Origin of the sequence: Virgibacillus sp. MSJ-26 (assembly GCF_018918075.1) — a bacterium.
GTDB lineage: Bacteria > Bacillota > Bacilli > Bacillales > Amphibacillaceae > MSJ-26.
This window is the reverse complement of the sequence record NZ_JAHLPW010000015.1, coordinates 57,579-77,576: the sequence shown is the minus strand read 5'-3', so window position 1 is coordinate 77,576 and position 19,998 is coordinate 57,579. Positions and strand designations below refer to the sequence as shown.

At 38.5% G+C, this 19,998-nt stretch carries 20 protein-coding genes and 1 riboswitch; of the genes, 2 read left to right on the top strand and 18 right to left on the bottom strand.

Translation table 11 applies throughout. The features are described from left to right. Position 1 precedes the first annotated feature (1 nt). The 10 genes from purN to KQI49_RS14020 form a co-directional block, all read right to left on the bottom strand. Entirely contained in the window at positions 2 to 586 is a 585-nt protein-coding gene (gene purN / locus KQI49_RS14065) for a phosphoribosylglycinamide formyltransferase (RefSeq protein WP_216489880.1), read from the bottom strand. Beyond that, complete coding sequence (purM, locus tag KQI49_RS14060) at positions 586 to 1,602, bottom strand: phosphoribosylformylglycinamidine cyclo-ligase (protein ID WP_216489878.1); 1,017 nt, start codon at positions 1,600 to 1,602, stop codon at positions 586 to 588. Before purM ends, purN begins: the two co-directional genes overlap by 1 nt. A 24-nt stretch (positions 1,603 to 1,626) precedes the next feature. Next, on the bottom strand, positions 1,627 to 2,994 hold the full coding sequence (gene purF / locus KQI49_RS14055) for an amidophosphoribosyltransferase (RefSeq protein ID WP_216489876.1): 1,368 nt from the start codon (positions 2,992 to 2,994) through the stop codon (positions 1,627 to 1,629). A 2-nt stretch (positions 2,995 to 2,996) separates the two neighbouring features. Continuing rightward, complete coding sequence (gene purL / locus KQI49_RS14050; RefSeq protein WP_216489874.1) at positions 2,997 to 5,237, bottom strand: phosphoribosylformylglycinamidine synthase subunit PurL; 2,241 nt, start codon at positions 5,235 to 5,237, stop codon at positions 2,997 to 2,999. 26 nt (positions 5,238 to 5,263) lie between these two features. Then, positions 5,264 to 6,559, bottom strand: coding sequence for an adenylosuccinate lyase (purB, locus tag KQI49_RS14045; RefSeq protein WP_216489872.1), 1,296 nt, complete (start codon positions 6,557 to 6,559; stop codon positions 5,264 to 5,266). Then, complete coding sequence (gene purK / locus KQI49_RS14040; protein ID WP_216489870.1) at positions 6,556 to 7,689, bottom strand: 5-(carboxyamino)imidazole ribonucleotide synthase; 1,134 nt, start codon at positions 7,687 to 7,689, stop codon at positions 6,556 to 6,558. Before purK ends, purB begins: the two co-directional genes overlap by 4 nt. Further along, positions 7,676 to 8,167 (bottom strand): 5-(carboxyamino)imidazole ribonucleotide mutase, encoded by a 492-nt coding sequence (gene purE / locus KQI49_RS14035; protein WP_216489868.1) that lies wholly within the window; start codon positions 8,165 to 8,167, stop codon positions 7,676 to 7,678. Before purE ends, purK begins: the two co-directional genes overlap by 14 nt. Before the next feature lie 738 nt (positions 8,168 to 8,905). Continuing rightward, positions 8,906 to 9,005, bottom strand: a riboswitch (purine riboswitch). Between the two features lie 115 nt (positions 9,006 to 9,120). Beyond that, positions 9,121 to 10,020 (bottom strand): SDR family oxidoreductase, encoded by a 900-nt coding sequence (locus tag KQI49_RS14030; protein WP_216489866.1) that lies wholly within the window; start codon positions 10,018 to 10,020, stop codon positions 9,121 to 9,123. Between the two features lie 196 nt (positions 10,021 to 10,216). Continuing rightward, positions 10,217 to 10,885 (bottom strand): DUF2179 domain-containing protein, encoded by a 669-nt coding sequence (locus tag KQI49_RS14025; RefSeq protein ID WP_216489864.1) that lies wholly within the window; start codon positions 10,883 to 10,885, stop codon positions 10,217 to 10,219. A gap of 59 nt (positions 10,886 to 10,944) precedes the next feature. Continuing rightward, the gene (locus tag KQI49_RS14020; RefSeq protein WP_216489862.1) at positions 10,945 to 11,658 is read right to left on the bottom strand and encodes an MOSC domain-containing protein; all 714 of its coding nucleotides are present in this window, start codon (positions 11,656 to 11,658) and stop codon (positions 10,945 to 10,947) included. A 128-nt stretch (positions 11,659 to 11,786) separates the two neighbouring features. Between KQI49_RS14020 and msrA the strand changes: the two genes are divergently transcribed. Next, the gene (gene msrA / locus KQI49_RS14015; RefSeq protein WP_216489859.1) at positions 11,787 to 12,314 is read left to right on the top strand and encodes a peptide-methionine (S)-S-oxide reductase MsrA; all 528 of its coding nucleotides are present in this window, start codon (positions 11,787 to 11,789) and stop codon (positions 12,312 to 12,314) included. 75 nt (positions 12,315 to 12,389) lie between these two features. Beyond that, positions 12,390 to 13,562, top strand: a complete 1,173-nt coding sequence (locus KQI49_RS14010) for an MFS transporter (RefSeq protein ID WP_216489857.1) — start codon at positions 12,390 to 12,392, stop codon at positions 13,560 to 13,562. A 924-nt stretch (positions 13,563 to 14,486) separates the two neighbouring features. Here KQI49_RS14010 and KQI49_RS14005 read toward each other — a convergent pair. The 8 genes from KQI49_RS14005 to KQI49_RS13970 form a co-directional block, all read right to left on the bottom strand. After that, complete coding sequence (locus KQI49_RS14005) at positions 14,487 to 14,696, bottom strand: hypothetical protein (RefSeq protein ID WP_216489855.1); 210 nt, start codon at positions 14,694 to 14,696, stop codon at positions 14,487 to 14,489. A gap of 430 nt (positions 14,697 to 15,126) precedes the next feature. Then, a complete protein-coding gene (locus KQI49_RS14000) occupies positions 15,127 to 15,264 on the bottom strand; it encodes a hypothetical protein (RefSeq protein ID WP_216489853.1) in 138 nt (45 codons plus the stop codon). A gap of 15 nt (positions 15,265 to 15,279) precedes the next feature. Then, entirely contained in the window at positions 15,280 to 15,450 is a 171-nt protein-coding gene (locus tag KQI49_RS13995; RefSeq protein ID WP_216489851.1) for a twin-arginine translocase TatA/TatE family subunit, read from the bottom strand. A 435-nt stretch (positions 15,451 to 15,885) separates the two neighbouring features. Next, on the bottom strand, positions 15,886 to 16,119 hold the full coding sequence (locus KQI49_RS13990; protein ID WP_216489849.1) for a hypothetical protein: 234 nt from the start codon (positions 16,117 to 16,119) through the stop codon (positions 15,886 to 15,888). Positions 16,120 to 16,410: 291 nt separating this feature from the next. Next, a complete protein-coding gene (locus KQI49_RS13985; protein WP_216489847.1) occupies positions 16,411 to 17,664 on the bottom strand; it encodes an aminopeptidase in 1,254 nt (417 codons plus the stop codon). An 83-nt stretch (positions 17,665 to 17,747) separates the two neighbouring features. Then, on the bottom strand, positions 17,748 to 18,365 hold the full coding sequence (locus tag KQI49_RS13980) for an HAD family hydrolase (RefSeq protein WP_216489845.1): 618 nt from the start codon (positions 18,363 to 18,365) through the stop codon (positions 17,748 to 17,750). A gap of 186 nt (positions 18,366 to 18,551) precedes the next feature. Beyond that, complete coding sequence (locus KQI49_RS13975) at positions 18,552 to 19,010, bottom strand: GNAT family N-acetyltransferase (RefSeq protein ID WP_216489844.1); 459 nt, start codon at positions 19,008 to 19,010, stop codon at positions 18,552 to 18,554. A gap of 267 nt (positions 19,011 to 19,277) precedes the next feature. After that, entirely contained in the window at positions 19,278 to 19,922 is a 645-nt protein-coding gene (locus KQI49_RS13970; protein ID WP_216489841.1) for an HAD family hydrolase, read from the bottom strand. Positions 19,923 to 19,998 lie beyond the last annotated feature (76 nt).

Sequence of the window (19,998 nt, the reverse complement as noted above, 5' to 3'; positions counted from 1 at the left end):
GCTAACCCCTTACCTCTCTCTTTGATTCTTTAATAAGTTGTTTGATAACTTCAGGATATAACTCGTGTTCTATGTTTTGAATTCGTTCCGTTAAACTATCTCGTGATTCATTAGGATAAATTGATATAGATTCTTGCGCGATTACAGGACCTGTGTCCATGCCTTCATCCACATAATGAATCGTCACGCCTGTCACACTGGCTTTATTTTCAAGCGCCTGACCAATTGCATCGAGTCCTGGAAACTTAGGCAATAATGACGGATGAATATTGATAATTCTTCCCTCGTACGTGTGTAGTAGTGTTGACCCTATTAGCCGCATATACCCGGCTAAGAAAATCCAATCTATTTCATACGCTTGAAGCTGATCCACTAACCGCTCCTCATACTCACTTTTAGATCGATAGTGTTTAGGATTAAAAGAAAGTACAGAAACCCCAGCGTGCTTAGCTTTCTCAATGACAGGTGCCCCAGGTTTGTCACAAATTAACAGTGAAATCTCACATGGCAAATCTGTCCGTTCAATGATGGCTTGAAAATTCGTCCCGGAACCCGAAGCGAAAACAGCTGCTCTTACATTTTTCATTATAAAAAGTGCACCCCTTCACGGCTCGTCACTTTACCAATCATTGATGCTTGTTCCCCTTGCTGATTGAAGATTTTCGTCACTTGCTCTGCATCTTCTTTACAGACAACAACTGCCATGCCAATACCCATATTGAAAATACCGTACATCTCTTCAAGTGAGATATCGCCCTTTTCTTGTAAAAAGGTGAATACAGTTGGAACATCCCAGCGAGTTGAATCAAGTTCAACCCCTAATCCCTCAGGAAGCATTCTCGGAAAGTTTTCATAAAAACCTCCCCCGGTTACATGGGTAATGCCTTTGATGTTGTATTCAGCCATTACATTCACAACCGATTTAGCATAGATTCTAGTAGGTGTCAGCAAGACCTCACCTAACGCAGCATCCATCTCGCCATATTTTTCAGTTAAATCCAAATCTTCAACAAGCTGGCGTACTAACGAATAACCATTAGAATGAATCCCACTTGACGCCAGTCCAATCACCACGTCGCCTTCTTCAATCGACTCTCCAGTAATAAGTTCGGACTTTTCAGCAATACCGACTGAAAAACCAGCCAAATCGTATTCATCCGTCGCATACATGCCCGGCATCTCGGCCGTTTCGCCACCGATAAGGGCAGCACCAGCTGCAACACATCCTTCAGAAATCCCAGCGACAATGTCTTCCATCACGTCAGGGTCGTTTTCACTGCAGCCGATATAATCTAGGAAAAACAACGGCTGAGCCCCTTGTGCCACAATATCGTTCACACACATGGCCACTAAATCAATCCCGATTGTATTATGTTTATTTAATTGAAAGGCGAGCTTTAATTTCGTACCGACGCCATCTGTACCTGAAACTAGGACTGGTTCTTTAAATTTGAATGACGTGAGCTCAAATAATCCCGCAAAAGCTCCCACACCACCAAGCACTTCAGGACGTGTCGTTTTATTAATATGCTTTTTCATACGCTCAACTGCTTCATAACCTTTTTCTACGTCGACCCCAGCCTCTTTATATCGATTTGACATGATTGTAAACCCTCCGGCGAATTTTTAGTTTGTGAGAAATGACTGTTTGTTTTCTTCAGTTCCAACAGGATACTGTCCTGTCATACAGGCGTTGCATATGCCTTGGTTAATTGTTTTATCTTTAACAATCGCTTTTTCCAATCCATCTGGAGATAAATAAGCGACACTATCTGCTCCTAGCACCTCACGAATATCTTCTATTTCTTTATTGGCTGCAATCAGTTCTTCTCTTGTTGACATATCAATGCCGTAATAACATGGATTTTTAATCGGTGGTGAAGCAATCCGAACATGCACTTCTTTCGCGCCAGCTTCCTTAAGCATTTTAACAATCCTGATACTTGTCGTACCACGAACAATGGAATCGTCAATCATAACGACCCGTTTTCCTTCAACAATGCCACGTACCGGTGAAAGTTTCATTTTCACGCCTTGTTCGCGCATTTCCTGTGACGGTTTTATAAACGTTCGGCCGACATAGCGATTTTTTATTAAGCCCATTTCATACGGTAAACCTGTTTGTTCCGCATAACCGATAGCTGCGGAAATACTTGAATCCGGCACACCGGTCACGACATCTGCTTCAACAGGGGCTTCTTTGGCCAGTTCAATGCCCATTCGTTTTCTTGATGCATGAACATTGACATAATTCAAATCACTATCAGGTCTTGAAAAATAGACATATTCCATGGCGCATAGATGACGTTGCTCTCTTACCGCAAAGCGAGCCGACTCAATGCCAGCTCTACTTATCGTAACTAGTTCACCAGGTAAAATTTCCCGATCAAACTTAGCACCGACGAGGTCAAAGGCACACGTCTCTGAAGCAACTACATAACTCTCACCAATCCGACCGATCGATAAGGGACGAATCCCAAAAGGATCAACCGCTGCATAAAGTTTATCTTCAGTTAGGATGAGAAAAGTATAAGCACCGACTAGTTTCTTGAACGCTGATATAATTCCTGGTTCAGTAATTTCCTTCCCATTGCGGCGAATCAAATGGGCAAGTAATTCCGTATCTGCCTTCGTATGAAAAATACTTCCTTCATTTTCAAGTTCACCGCGAAGATCATGGGCGTTCATGATGTTTCCACTATGGGCGAGAGCCACACTCCCTGACTGAGAGTGGAATAGATGTGGCTGCACGTTTTCGTACCCCGTATCCTGATTGGTAACATAATGCACATGTCCAATCGCTGCCTCGCCGTTTAGTTGTCCTAAGTCCGGCCGACCAAATACATCATTAAGCAAACCGACATCTTTATGGATCAGCAGTTCGGCTCCGTCATTCGAAACGATGCCAGCACCTTCTTGCCCGCGATGTTGTGTCGCATGAAGTCCATAATATGTTATTTCTGCTGCTTGTTTATGTCCCCAAATGCCAAACATATTTACGCCTCACTTATCCCTTTGTTTTCCAATTGGTTGGAAAGGGCTTGCTCCCATACCTTTTGGAGTTGGTCAACTGGCTCCTGGATAACTTGTTTGTCGTTTACCTTTACTATGAATTCATTTGTCTCTGTCACGTAACCTATTTGTTTTGCTGAATCGATGGAAGACTCAAATTTCTCTTGAAGTTCAGGTCGCACAGAGATAATGAATCGTGATTGAGTTTCACTAAATAGTTGAACTGTCTCGTTTCCTTCAAGTGCAACAGTTAATCCTAATCCTTGCTCTGTAAATGTAGTTTCAGCTAAAGCAACGGCTAGCCCACCTTCAGATATATCTGTTGCTGAAACGATGAGACCTGCTTGAATTGCCTTCAAAATTTGCTTTTGACGTTTTGCTTCCTCTTTTAAATCAATCTTAGGTGCTTTACCTGAATAAGAGTTATTGAGCACTTTTTGCAATTCACTCCCACCGAACTCTACTTCTGTCTCACCAATTAAGTAAATTAAATCGCCAGCCTGCTGAAAATGGCTTGGTGTCAAGTGGTCAACAGATTCAAGAAGTCCTACCATACCAATAATTGGCGTTGGGAAAATGGCTTCTCCTTTTGATTGATTATATAAAGAAACATTTCCACTTATAACAGGCGTATCTAGTTCGCGACTCGCCGTACTAATGCCATCAATACTCTTTCCCATTTGCCAAAATACTTCCGGGTCTGTCGGATTTCCAAAATTCAATCCATCCGTTAAAGCAAGAGGTTTGGCGCCAGAACAAACGATATTTCTAGCACTCTCAGCAACAGCTATCTTTCCGCCTGTTTCCGGATCTAAATAAATATAGCGAGCGTTACAATCTGTTGACATAGCAATCGCTTTTTCAGTTCCCTTAATGCCCACAACCGCTGCACTTGCACCGGGACCTATAAGCGTACTGTCTTGTGCATTTGTTTTAAATTGATTATAAATAGCTTTTTTACTAGCTATTGTCGGGCGACCGAGCAATGTCTTTAGCATGTCACTATGATTTTCCACTTGTGGAATTGCGTTTTCTTTTTGTTGAAATTCTTTAAAATAAGTGGCTTCCTCAGCAGGTAAATCATAAACAGGTGCTTCTTCAACAAGCGCATCAACAGGTACGTCAGCGAAAACTTCACCGTTTTGAATAACTCTGAATGATTGTTCTTCAATCACTTTTCCAATAGTGACGGCCTCAACTTGATGTTTTTTAAAAACTTCAATGACGTCCTGTTCGTGCCCTTCTTTAACAACGAGCAGCATTCGTTCTTGAGATTCAGACAGCATCAGTTCATAAGCCGTCATATCTTGTTCACGCTGTGGCACCAAATCAAGATTCATTTCAATCCCTGTTCCTGAACTGCTTGCCATTTCACTAGCGGAAGACGTCAAACCAGCTGCTCCCATATCTTGCATGCCGATAACAGCATCAGACTTGATAACTTCAAGACACGCACTAATCAATCGTTTTTCAATTTCTGGATTTCCAATGGCGATGGCTGAAGATTGATCTTCAGAATCCCCTTCGAGAACGTCAGAAGAGAAAGTCGCACCATGAATGCCATCTCTACCTGTATCGCGCCCTGCATAAATCACGCTGTTTCCGACACCAGAGGCCACACCTTTTTGCAAGTCTTTTTGATTAATAAGTCCGACACACATTGCGTTAACGAGCGGATTTTCTTCGTAACAGTTATCAAAATAGACTTCACCACCGACTGTAGGCACCTCTAATGTATTGCCATAATGGGCCATACCACGAGCAACTTCAGACACTAAGTATTTTGTATGATTGTTGGTCAGTTCACCAAAACGAAGAGAGTTCATTAATGCAATTGGCTTAGCTCCCATAGAGAACACGTCACGAACAATACCGCCTACACCAGTAGCAGATCCTTCAAAAGGTTCAACCGCAGACGGACTATTATGACTTTCCATTTTAAATACAACAGCCTGGTCGTCGCCAATATTAACGACGCCCGCTCCCTCACCTGGGCCTTGAATAACTTGAGGTCCTTTAGTAGGAAATTTTTTCAAAATAGGTTTTGAAGATTTATAGCTACAATGCTCCGACCACATTACTGAAAAGAGACCCGTTTCCGTATAATTAGGTCGTCTACCTAATTTCTCCTTAACCATTTGATACTCTTCATCACTTAAACCCATCTCTTGATAAAGCTTCTCTGATTCAATTGTCTCTGGACTGACTTCGATCTGTGCTCCCATGTTTGCCCCTCCATTTATAAAGTGAATTATTTTAATCCAATCCGTTCAAAAATAAAGTCGACATTTTTCAAATGGTACGTTGTGTCAAAACAAGCATTGATTTCTTCTTGTGATAAAACATTTGTGATCTGATCATCTGCTTCAACAAGCTTTTTGAAATGAACTTCTGTTTCCCATGCTTCCATTGCTTTTGGTTGTACTAAATCATATGCTTCTTCCCGGGACATACCTTTATCAATAAGTGTCAACAACACACGTTGGGAAAAAATAACTCCATGTGTCTTATCAATATTTCGTTTCATATTTTCAGGAAATACAGTTAAGTTTTTCACGATGTTAGAAAAGCGATTCAACATGTAATTCAGTGCAATCGTAGCATCTGGTAAAATAATGCGTTCTGCTGAAGAATGTGAAATATCGCGTTCATGCCATAACGATACATTTTCATAAGCCGTTACCATAAACCCGCGCATCAAACGCGCCATCCCCGTCATATTTTCCGAGCCGATTGGATTCCGTTTATGCGGCATGGCAGATGATCCCTTTTGACCTTTCGCAAAAAATTCCTCTACTTCTCGTGTTTCTGTTTTTTGTAAACCACGGATTTCAGTAGCGAATTTTTCAATTGACGTTGCGATTAAAGATAACGTTGAAATATAGTCCGCATGCCGATCACGTTGGAGTGTTTGCGTTGAAACTGGTGCTGGTGAGAGTCCCAGATGCTCGCACACATATTTTTCAACGAATGGATCGATATTGGCGTACGTTCCGACCGCGCCAGACAGTTTTCCGAATTCGATTCGCTCAGCCGCTGCCTCAAAACGTTCAAGATGGCGTTTCATCTCTTCATACCATAAGGCGAGCTTAAGTCCGAATGTCGTTGGTTCAGCGTGTACCCCGTGAGTTCGCCCCATCATAACAGTATGTTTATGTTCGATGGCCTTTTCTTTAAGTACCTTGATAAATTGATGTAAATCTTTTCTAATAATCTCATTCGCTTGTTTAATTAAATATGAAAGTGACGTATCCACCACATCGGTAGACGTTAAACCGTAATGAACCCACTTTTTCTCATCACTTAACGTTTCTGATAGCGCCCTTGTAAATGCGACGACATCATGACGCGTTTCCTGTTCGATTTCATAGATGCGGTCCACGTTCACTCGCGCATTTTTACGAATTTTTTTCACATCTTCCCGTGGTATGACACCGAGTTCACTCCACGCTTCACAGGCCAAAATTTCAACTTCCAGCCATGCGTTATATTTATTCTTTTCTGTCCAAATTGCGCCCATCTCTTCGCGAGTATAACGTTCGATCATTGTTTTGCCTCCTGAAACTCATTTATCTGTTGTTCGACTTGCTGTAATGATTCTCCTATAAAAGTCACATGCCCCATCTTCCGTTTTGGTTTGGCTGCATCTTTTCCATATAAATGAATGAATCCGTTTGATTGAGAAGACATCGCCTGGTGAACACCATCCAAATCTTCACCTAAAATATTGACCATGACTGAATAGTGACTTAGATTAATTTCTCTTAAAGGCAGGCCACAAATCGCGCGGATATGTTGCGCAAACTGTGAAATTGTACATGCTTCAATTGTATAGTGGCCTGAATTATGTGGGCGAGGCGCCATTTCATTGATATAAATATCTTCTCCATCAACAAACATCTCTATCGCAAACGTCCCCACCACATTCATTTCATCCGCTAATCGTTTGGCAGCTACTACCGCTGCTTCCTTCACACGATCGCTAATTTGTGCTGGGACAGTTGATTTATATAAAATATGATCTTTATGTTCATTTTCCGGGATTGGGAAAAAAGTAATCTCGCCTGATAAAGATCTTGTAAACACGACAGAGATTTCCTTATCAAAGGATAGCCAACTCTCAATAATGCAGTGCTTATTTTCATTTAAAAATTTAACGGCTTGTTCAATCTCAGAATCAGCATCGATTTTAAGCTGCCCTTTTCCGTCATATCCCCCACGGCATGTTTTAATGACAGCTGGAAAGGCAATAGTTTCAAATGCTTCTTTAATATCTGATTCAGTTTGTACGATTTTAAATTCAGGAACTGGCAAGCCGACTGATTTCATTAATTCCTTTTCTTTTTCTCTATTTTGCGTCACTTCAAGAGCATAGGCACCTTGAGGTAACTTGCCCTCTTTTTCAATATAGGTTGCTGCTGTGAGATCAACATTTTCAAATTCGTACGTGACCACATCGCTTAATTCAGTCAACTCTTTCACCGCGTCCATGTCGTCATAAGCAGCAACAATTTGTTTATCTGCGACTTGGGCTGTTGGACAATTTGGTGTCGGATCAAGTACGGCAATCTGGTAGCCCATATAACGTGCAGCAATGGCCATCATCCGTCCGAGCTGTCCTCCGCCAATAATGCCGATTGTCTTTGGTGGTAAAATCGGGTGGTTATTTTTTCGCAAGATCTTCCCTCATTTCTGCAACATTTTCTTGCATTTTCTCTCGGTAGTTTATGAGTTCTTTCATGATTGACTCATCAAATGCGCCAAGAATTTGTGTGGCTAAGATGGCAGCATTTTTTGCGCCGGCTTTCCCGATGGCGACGGTTGCTGTCGGTACACCACCTGGCATTTGCACAATTGACAGGAGTGAGTCTAAACCGTTTAATGCTTTACTTTGAACAGGCACGCCGATGACGGGTAAGGTTGTTTGAGAAGCTACCATTCCTGGTAAATGAGCAGCGCCTCCTGCTCCGGCAATAATTACTTTTAAGCCACGATCACGGGCTGATTTGGCATAGTTGAACATATCATCAGGTGTCCGGTGCGCCGATATCACTTCTTTTTCATAAGGTATATTCAATTCGTCTAACGTATCACACGTATGCTCCATCGTTTCCCAATCAGAAATACTTCCCATAATCACACCAACTTGCGCCATCCAACATCATTCCTTTCAGTTCTTATTATTTATGTAAAGATTATATAGAAATTTGGTAAAGTCTGATTCTTATCGTCTACAAGAAAACTACAACGTAACCCCTAGTTGGAATTCCTTTCATTCTGCTTAATGTAAGTGTCTATCCTATCGCTGCGGAAAAACACTCCGCTTTCCGTGGGCGGCTGATGAGCCTCCTCGTGCTACGCACTGCGGGGTCTCATCTAGGTCTCAGCTCCCACAGGAGTCTCCGTGTTTTTCCTTCGCTTTGAATACCTTGCTCTTTGAATGAAAAGGGCTTCACCATTACTAACTTTTTGGGATTTTTCTAAATTCAATCAGAAAGTCTGTGCTAGCGTAGGCAGAATACGAAGACTCCTATGGGACAAGCACGAGTCTGAAGACCCCGGAAGAAGCGTTCTTTGCTTCTGAGGAGGCTGAAGCCGTGCCCATGGAAAGCGAAGTATTCTGCCGGAGCGATGATAAAGCACTCAGCAATTCGACCAATAGGAACACCAAAAGTATTTTATTATTTGATGTTTACAATTTGTTGAATTATTTAACTCTAAGTAATTATTATATATAATCAAAAAAGTCTATTCGTCTCCCTCTATTATGAGAGAAGATGAATAGACATAGAATAATTGAAAGCCATATCAGTCTAGCGTGTTGCTTTACTTTTTTTCAAGACAATCTAATTGTATCGTTAAAAGCAACAATCTAATGATTTTCCCTTTGGTTAAATGACTCATCTTCCCTCATAGTCCAGCGTTTACGGTGCTGGGTAGAGACTTTTGAACCTTATTTTCAAAATTATATGAGGTACCGTATTGAATTGTTGCTTTTATCATAACAAATTAATTTTGATACTGTCAATAAAATACGTACATTTTTTTACCTGATTAATTTAATGTTCGTGTTTTACTCTATAACCATCCTTCCACCCTATAATTTCATTAAGAAGTTACCATTTCTCCTCCATTCACATGAATGACTTGCCCTGTAACATATGAAGCATCTGGTGAGGCAAGGTAAACGTAAGCAGGAGCAAGTTCAAATGGTTGGCCTGGTCGTTTCATGGGTACGTCTTTACCCCACTCTTCACCAATATATTCAGCAGAAAAACTTGCAGGGATAAGTGGCGTCCATATTGGCCCAGGAGCGACCGCGTTTACGCGAATGTTTTTATCGGCTAAGTTTTTGGATAAAGAACGCGTGAAACTCACAATAGCTCCATTTGTCGCACTATAATCTATCAATTTTTCATTTCCTTCATAAGCCGTAACTGACGTTGTGTTAATGATCACGTCGCCCTTATCTAAATGAGGTAGCGCAGCTTTTGTTAAATAAAAGAAGGCAAATATGTTTGTCTGAAAAGTCGCTAGCAACTGCTCATCAGATATATCGAGTAAACTATCTTGCGGGAACTGGACACCATGATGATTCACAAGAATATTTAAAGTCCCAAAATGCTGAAGTGTTTCTTTAACAACTTTTCGACAATGAGCTGGGTCACGTAAATCGCCAACAATCAATAAACATTTTTGACCGAGTTGCTCAATTCTTCGTTTGGTTCGATAGGCATCGTCATCTTCATAAGAATAATAATAAGGAATGACAACATCGGCTCCTTCTTTTGCAAAAGCTATTGCGGTCGCAGCGCCTATACCACTGTCACCTCCAGTGATGATTGCCACTTTATCCCTTAACTTATCCGAACCTTTATAGTATGGATTTTCAATGACAGGTCTAGGAATCATCAAAGATTCAATCCCTGGTTGTTGGTCCTGATGTTGCGGTGGAATGTTTTTGGGGACTTGAGGCAATTGGCGTTCTTTTTCATAAGAGTATTGCATTTTTCCTTCCTCCTCATTCAAAGACTAATCTAATATATTCTTTAAAATAGGCAAAAGTGCACACAACAAAAGCTGAAGCTGGGTGTGGTCAACCTTAATATTAAATTATCCACAGACATTTTAATGAACAACAACAAAACGCGATGGACTGTTCCACCGCGTTACACTTTAACATTTTGATTAGGAAGGTATTATTTTATTCTTCTTTTCTTGTCATATTTTCTTGTGTCATATTGTCTTCTATATTCTCTGTTGCCACATCTTCAGCACTCTCTTTTACAACGTTTTCCATGGCCTTTTTTGCTTCCTCTTCTTTGCGCTGGGGATTTAATAGTCGACCTTTCCGTACTTGTTTCACCCAGAAACCTCCATGAATATGGGTTGGTTCATAAGAAATGATAAAAGCTTTCGGATCTAACTTTTTAATGGTTTCATAAAGTAGCAGTTCATATTTTCTAGGTGTCAGAATTTGCATGGATAGGCGATCACCTTCCATACCATATGCAAACCAACTCGTTACCCCGTAACCTTTATCTCGAAGTTTTCTTGTAAATTCAATATCCGGATTTGATGAGATAACATTAACCGTGATATAGCCTAGTGCTAATTTTTGCTCGATCATTGAACCGACGACAACACCAATTCCGAAGCCGACCGCGTATGCAATAATATTTTGAACCTCGTTTAGGTTATCTAACACCAAGCCTAAACCTATAACATACATTACCACTTCAAACATGCTGACTAAGGCAGCGATATAGCGCCGTCCTTTTAATGTTAATATCATTCTAATCGTAGAGAAAGAAACATAAACAACATTAATGACAAGAATAATAGCTACCATTACATACGCATTGCTAAGCAAACATAGTTCCTCCTTTAAACTCAAAAGGCATCGAGCAATCTCGGCTTATTCATTGTAAATTAAGAATCAATATTAGGTCCGAATACTCTTTTAGTATCGCTTGAAGAACGACCCTTTAAACGTTTGTTCAATGATCTTTTCCAATTTGGGGCGAGTAATTCCACAGACGCTAATTGCTCTGCCATCCTTAAATCTTCTTTATTGATATACATCACTTCATTACAGGCAGCGATTGTCCACTCAGGATGTGGTCTGTCTATCAATTCTATGTCAATCCCTGAGATAATATGCCCTTCTTCAAGTACTCTGAAATACCAGCCAGTTCGTCCGCTATTCTGAATCCGCAGCGCAAAATCCTTCACTCGAAAACGACGAGCAGGCTTCCAGCACGGGCGACGTGGTTGGGACACTTGAATCAGCGTATCACCGAATTTGTATGTATCTCCTATACAAACGGAAAACTCATCCATTTCAAGTACTGCCAAATTCTCCCCAAAAGCTCCCATATCAATGTCTTCATTCTCTAAGTCCTTTTTCCAATAGGTATAGTGTTTAATCGGATAGGCGAAGAGTGCCTTTTCAGGACCGCCGTGAACTTTTTTGTCGGCAATTTCGTCTCCCTCAAGACCAGTTTTCGTAAGCCATAACTGCTCTGACTTCTCTTTTTTAAAAATGCCACTTTCCCATTCCCTATCCATTGGATCTTTTGCATTAGGGTCGCCCATTGTTTTGACTTTACCCGTAAATACTTTATGAACAAAAGGTTCCTCCATGATGTCACCTACTTCCTATTATGATATACTTACCGTACAATTAATTATCATTTTACTTGAAAGTACTACTAAAGAAAACATTTAAATGTTATTAATAATAGACGCGTGTAGACCCAGGAGGCGTACATATGACGACAAAATTAAACAAAGCAACGTTTGCTGGCGGTTGTTTCTGGTGCATGGTTAAACCATTTGATCAGTGGGATGGAGTTCATTCTGTAATCTCAGGTTATACTGGCGGGAATCTAGAGAATCCTACTTATGAAGACGTGAAAAAAGGTTCCACAGGCCACTACGAAGCAGTTGAAATTACCTTTAATCCTGATATCATTTCTTACCAAGACATCTTGGATATTTACTGGAAGCAAATCGATCCGACTGATGACGGTGGCCAATTCCATGACCGTGGTGATTCTTACCGAACAGCGATTTTTTATCATAATGAAACACAGAAAGAACTAGCCGAAAAAACAAAAACTGATCTGCAAAAAAGTGAGATTTTCAGCAAGCCAATTGTCACTGAAATATTGCCTGCTGAAACGTTTTACCCTGCTGAAGAATATCATCAAGATTATTATAAAAAGAACGAAGAACATTATAAAACGGATCGAGAAAAATCTGGCAGAGATGAATTTATCAAAAGCACTTGGAAATAAGTCAAAAACTTCCGGCATCTAGCGGGAGTTTTTCTATTGTTTAATAGATTTTATTAATGTTAGGAGCGGAACCATGTGTCAAAAGACCAATCATTAACACCTTTGAAAATGCTTTTATTTAGCTTCCATGCTACAAATACAATTATTCTCAGCTATTTACCACTGTATTTAAGATACAAAGGATTAAATGGTACCGAAATTGGCTGGGTGCTGGCTGTTGGGCCCTTGGCATCTATCTTTTCCCAACCATTTTGGGGTTATTTAAGTGATAAACATAAAACCGTCAAACTCATGATTCAAATTTGTGTCGTTGGTCTGCTTGTTACAAGTGTTTTATTTTTCCAAATGAATACGTTGATTGCTATCTTGTTGATGGGAGCTGTTTTTTACTTTTTCACTTCACCCATTGGAGCACTTGGAGACAGCTTGGCACAACGAAGTGCTGAAGTTAAAGGCGTCCCATTTGGTAGCATTAGAACATGGGGGTCTATTGGATTCGCATTTTCTTCTCTGATTATTGGAGCTATACTTACTAGAGTTGGGATTCAATATATGATCTGGCCTTACTTATTATTTGGTCTCATTGCCTTTATTGTCACGTTTAAAGTACCCGACGTGAAAGTAGATTCAGAGCCTCTGCAGTTTTCAGACATTAAGGAGTTATTGACGACAAAACCATATTTTATATTTTTAATTCTAATGTTATTTATAACGGTCACTCATCGGGCAAGTGATAGTTTTATAGGCTTGTACATTGCCCAACTCGGAGGTACTGAGAGTTTAGTAGGAGTGGGTTGGTTTGTTGGCGTCATGAGTGAAGCGGTAATTTTCGCCACAGCGGGTTGGTGGTTCAGAAAGTACCGTCCACTTGTTTTTGTCATTCTAGCTGGTGCCATCTATGCCATAAGGTGGTTCCTTTATGCTGCAGCCGATCAGTCCTATCAGGTTATCATTTTACAAGTATTTCACGGTTTATCTTTTGGTATCTTTTATACAGCCGCGTTTGATTATGTATCTCGGATTATTCCTAGAATATTGCAATCGACTGGACATCTCGTCTTTTTCGCCACATTCTTTGGCGTATCAGGAATCATCGGATCCCTTGTTGGTGGTGCACTGATTGATTCCTATGGCGGAAGCACACTCTACTTCTGGCTAGGATGCTCTGCGCTCATCGGTACCATTTTACTAACCGCGTATCATGTACTTCCATATGGGAAGGATGAGAGAGTGCGACAGGTGGAATAATAAAAGCCCCCTGAAGTTAGATTTAGTCTAACTTCAGGGGGGCACATTCTGCACTTTTTTTAATTAATTGCCATTAAATATAACGTCATTCTAATACTTCCTTAAAAAGTTATTGTTGAGCTCGGCAATTAAGTATTCATTTTACTAGGTAGTTTATTCAGAGGCCTTAAAGGATAATTTGAAAGAAGTTTGATTATATATATAAAAAGTATTGCATTCCTTTATTCACTCATTTCACAGCAACATAAACACTATTGTGAAATGAAAGCAACGATCTTACTTCATCGATTTGAATAATTTCTTTATAATAACAAATGACTGTCTCCCTTACTTTTGTCAGATTAATATTCCACCCATGTTTCTGATAACAACAAATTTTCACGCTCCATACCATGGGAATTCAGTAGTTCGATTTTAATAAAAACACTCCGAAACCACTTTATCCAACAATCGAATGTTATCAGGATAGGCATGAAAAAATAAGGCGATTTGTATACGAAATGGGCACAATGCCTCTTCAACAACTGTGTCCTGCAGGGATGTATCCGTTTGCATGTATTCACCCCACCCTGCTAGTTTATGATACAATAACTACAATAGATTGGCTTCGCATGAGGGGTTAGGTAGCACTGTCAATCTGCCATTAGTCTTTTATGAGACTTCCTGGGAGGGAGGTGTTTTCCTATGGACGTTGTTAGCGCTTGGCGTTCATTGTTTCTGATAACCATAAAAAATAATCCCTCGAATGCGTTTGACTGGCGCTGAGGGATTATTTTATGAACTTTCTACTTATATTAGACCACGAATGCTTAGAATGTACACATACTTTCGAAACGGGAAGATTTTGTTCTAGATATCGTTCTCAAAGTAACACCCGTTTGCTTAAAACCAGATTTGCATTAAAAATACCATGCGATTTTTTTCCTACAAGGTCTTCGCTGATATTGTCCGTTTTGACCAAATCCTAAGTATTAAAGCTGTTATACCTAAAAGTAAACTACCAATAGTTAAGGCCAGCTCAATGTATGCAACCGCATATATACCAAACCTTTGCAAGACAATTGTTCTAATTTGAAATAGATAAAATGATACGTAGAGAAGCTGTAATATTAAACCTATATTTACTATCCTCATAACTTCTCCCCTATCTTGAGTAATTTTGCCTGATTCAGGCGCAGGGGCTTCTTCAATGACTAAGTCCAATTGTTATTTATACGAAATAAATGATAGTCACATTTCTCCTATGCCATAGGCAAGAACACTGAATAAAAAGCTAATTATTGTTAAGCCCCCAACGGGAATAGAAAAAAACTTGTTGTTTTTGAATTCAACGATAGCAGTGATTGCACCCCCTACACACAGTACCAACCATATAAGTACAAACAATTCATCCGCAACGTTCACTGGTAGTAAAGTGTAACCGCCAGTCAAGAAAAACACCCATTGAAAAATCAATAGTCCTACTACTACATCAAACTACTTTATTGACTTAATGACATAAAAAAAGCACTCTTGAGTAAACAAAGGTACTTAAAAATATATAAAACCTAAATAAACTGACTAGTTATGTCATTTTCAACATTACTATACAAGCAACTGCTAACGCTATTGCCAACACAATTACAAACGTGTTTGCTATAATAAAATCCTTTTTATTAAATTCATCATTGTTTTTGTCAAATTCATTTTTGTTTTTAGTCATATAATCTTTCCTTTTCTAATTATTTCTATCCTTATCATTATTCACAATATCTTTTGTAGCTTTTTTAAATTCTTTTAAAGCTTCGCCTGCTGATTTTCCTATTTCGGGTAACTTGGATGGCCCGAATACAATTAAGGCAGTTACAAAAATTAAAATGAAACTAGGTAAACCAATATTACCTAACATATATCATCATTCCTTGAGTTATAATTTTATTTTCATTTAATCTATTAATTCGTCCATCAGCCTTGGAATCCATTTACAATAAATTCGGATGTTGTAATAATTGAACTCGTAGTCACAAAAAACGACACCACATTCAGCGGAGTTTAGGTAATTTGAATTTAGTCTTTTATTTTCCAATTTCACATGATGGACTATTTTTTAAAATAGTGTGTTTGTAACCCAATGCTTAAAAAAGACATCAGAAAAACACTTCTTATTTTCTAAATAAGAAAAATTACATTACGGATATAAAATTTTCCAAATAATATAAACTGATAATTGGGATTTTTATTATTTTAGGAGAGGTAATTCGATTGGTGTTGCACAACACAAATAAAACCAGCAATTTTTCCAGAGAAAAACAGATGGTTCATAAACTTAATAGGGGTAAGTTTACTACAATATATGTGTATCGTCATTCGAAGGGAATAGAAATTCAGTCTGCCACTTTGGGATTAGCGTTTGGACTGATTCAGTGATTACATCAGAACTAGCAATTGTATCAACTGTAGTGATAGTTGGTTCATCTGTAGGATTAAATGAATACTGTGCCGTTTCTTCTGATGGGCCTATGAATAGTGAGAAAGAAATCAACATCAGTAACATAATGCTTAATACACACTTCTTCATTGTCAACAGACCTCCTTCCTTTGAATTCCATGTTATAATATTCTAGGTTAGAATACAATCTTTTTTAAAGCATGACTCAAACAAAAACTAGCCCGATTTTTGAACACTACTATGTTGCAGCCGTGCAGAATTGGTGAACAATGACATTATTCAGCTTGTACTTAATAAGCCAAACAAGATCATTATCTCCAAACTCATTCAATTCCTTTGTTTTACGAATGCTGCCCGATTTGTTTTCACTATAACAATCCACCAGAAATCAGTTTTCTCTGTTTTTAAATAGTAGACGATTTAGAATTGGAATTCCCCACCCTTCATTAGCATGACTTCAGTTCCACCGTCTTTAATGCCCACTACTTTCATATCTTCGGTACCAAAGGTCACATTGACTAACAAAAGTGACGTATTCAGACCCGCTTTCTTCAATTCTTCATCAGATTGGTCAATGCCATTTTGAATATTGGAAGGAGATGCATTTCCGATTCCAATATGACAGGCCGTATTTTCATCAAATAAAGTATTGTAAAAAAGAGTATTTGCCTGACCAAGAGGAGATTTATTAGAGACTAAGGCGATTTCACCTAGATAATGTGAACCTTCGTCTGTTTCGATGAGATTTTGTAACACTTCTTGTCCCTTTGCGGCATAATAGTCGGTAATCCTTCCATCTTTAAAAATTAGATAAAATTCATCGATAACACTTCCCCCATAAATAAGAGGTTTAGTACCTACCATTTTGCCATTCACCTTATGTTTATGTGGAGCGGTAAATATTTCTTCTGTAGGAATGTTCGGAAAAAAAGGTATACCATTTTTATCTATCACACCTCCACCGATATAGAGATGGTTCTCAGGTAGACCAACTAATAAATCAGTTCCACGGCTATTTGTAAAATGCAGAGCTTTAAATTGGATCTCATTTAGGATTCTTTTTTGAGACTCAAAAGCTCTATTGTGACTTTTCCAATCTTTTATAGGATTTTCCCCATCTGCCCGGGCTCCTTTTAAGATTAATTTCCATAATAATTGCATAGCTTCTTCTTTACTTAGGGTGGGGAACACTTTGGATGCCCATTCAACGGACGGCACCGTTATAAGACACCAGTGTATCTCATGAGATCTAATTTTTGCATGATGAGCCTTCAGCTTGGTGCGAGATGCCTTTTGAAAACGACTCATCCGTTCTGTGGAAACATTTTTAAAGGCATTTAAGTTTTCAGATATAATATAGATATAAGCAGCACCTGCATCGTCCCATTCCTTAAAGCGCGCATCCTGCCAGTCGGGAAAATGATCGATGGCATCATCTGCTGCATTTAAATAAAATTCTTTGGTAGACTGTTCATCTGTCCAATCTATAAATACATTTGAAGCTCCTACCTCGTAGGCTGCCGTTTGAATTAGACGTGCAAACGTAGCATTTTGTATATCACTATGAATAATCAATAATTGATTCTTTTGCAGATTTACACCAACTCGTACAGCAAGTTCTGCATACTTTTTTAACTGTGTTTCACTTATAAAATCATATATTCCTTCAATCATTTAATCTCTCCCCCTTTTCTCATAAATGGTCCGATGATCGAATGAAATTGCTAGACAACCGGGTCCGTTAATGGGATACCACATTAATTTAGAGTTAAAATATCTCTGGGCTTATTTAATATATAATCTGCTGTTTCAAAACCTTTAATTGTTTTAGAACCCCATAAAGCAAGCGCAAATTTTATTCCTGCGCTTTTTGCAGATTGCATATCGTATATGGAATCACCTATATATACTGTATCGTTTTTATCTGCTCCCAATTCTTTTAAACAAAATAATAATGGGTCAGGATGTGGTTTGTGATTTTCAGTATCACTTGCAGATATAATACAATCAAAAAAATGACTTAATCCAAATGGATCAAACTCATCAATTATTTCTTGTTTTGTTTTAGATGTTACAATACCTAATTTGATCGGCTGTTGGGATAACGTCTCAATAATTTCTTTTATCCCGTGAAACACTTGTACTTCACTAGAAAATTCCAATACGGTTTGTGACCATTTCGATTGTACACGATCAAGATTATCAATATTTAATTTCTTTAATGCGTCTTTACCAGGTATTCCAAGAGCAAATCTTAATTCATTAGGAGAATAAGTTTCTCCTTCATCTTCCAAAACTTTTTGGAGAGACTTTAAGATAGATTTTTCAGTATCTAAAATAGTTCCATCGACATCAAAAATTACATATTTAAACAACCCTACTCCTCCTTTAATTGGCCCTTTAATCGTTCAGTAAATGCGCATAACTATTAAAAAGCACGCTTTAGGATATATTAAGATTTACAAACCTTATAAATTCGGGAACAACGTATGAGATGTTTGCTCCCTTTTATATCAACTTCATTCTGCTAAATCCCCATTTTCTGAAATAAGAATTATAACTTATAACGTTTTTTCCATTTTTATATTTGTTTCCATATACCCTAATTTTTCATATAGTCCTCTTGCCACTTTATTGTGACCAAAGACGTGAAGCCCTACCTTTTTTAATCCTATCTTTTTAGCTACGCGTTCAACTTCCTTCATCGCTTGTTTTCCATATCCCATACCTTGGTTGCCCTCCCAAATGTTTATATCATAAATAAACCCTTTTTCATTTGTTCTATGTGCAAGCCAAATCATACCAATCTCTTGCTCCCCATCACGAATTGTAAATAAATAGTTATTTTCAGTCTCTTCCCCATCAGGTAATAACTTTTTATGTTCCTCTGTTGCCTTACTAATTGCATCTTGTTGCTCCCAATTACCCGACTTAATTTGCTCTTCTGCAAAGTTTTTAATGGCATAACTTAAGTATTGCTGGAATTCAATTGTGTTCATTTTTTCTAATTTGACAGTCATCTTCTTACCCCTCCTGAAGGTGCTTAATCAATCCGATTGATGAATAAACATATTTCATCAATTGCAATTCTCTTAATCTTGTTTAATCCCAAAAGCTATCCATCTTCCGTCTAATCTTCCTCCATCAGTTTTTATTATTGTAATCGGTATGGTTTAAAGAACGGACTATCTTCTGTTTATTTTAATGGGATTACTTTTCTTCGCTGCCTCCCCCTCTTATCGGGGTTCAGTCTATTAAAATACAAACAAATTCTATAAAAATCCTTTTCAGCAAAATACCGTATTTATATAATCAACAAACTGATTAACGCTATTGAAAAAAGAATCAGGTTCTATTTCAAATTCTACAGTTTGGTAATCTGGCAGCCACTGAACCCCTACTGTATGTACTTTTGCTTTTTTACCTGCTTGAATATCTGCATCACTATCTCCAATAAATATAGCGTCTTTATTTTCCACACCTAATAATGATAATGCTTTGTTTACACCTTCAGGATGAGGTTTAGGGTTAATAACATCGTCGCCTGTTATTATGACATCAAAGCAATTATCCATTTGAAGGGCCTTTAATGAAATATCTAAACTCCTTCTGGCTTTTCCAGTAACTATTCCTAGTTTAATACCATTATCTCGTAAATGTTTTATCATTTTCTCAATTTCCGCATTACGTTTGACTAAGTTAGAGTGGTTCTCTAAATACTTCTCATAATACAATTCAATGGCTTTCTCTTTGTTTGAGTTTGTAAGGTTTTCTTTAATAATTCCTGTTTCTGAAGGTCCAAACATTGCTTTAATTTCCTTCGATGAAAGGTCTTTATTATCAAATTCCTTGAAAACATTCTGAAAAGCATAATAACAAATTGGTAAGGTGTTCGCTAAAGTTCCATCAAAATCAAAAATAACAGCTTTCATAACAACTCATCCCTTCTTTTTCTTTCTCCTTTAAATATTACCGAATAAAGAATTTTGGAAGGAGTAATCCAAACTT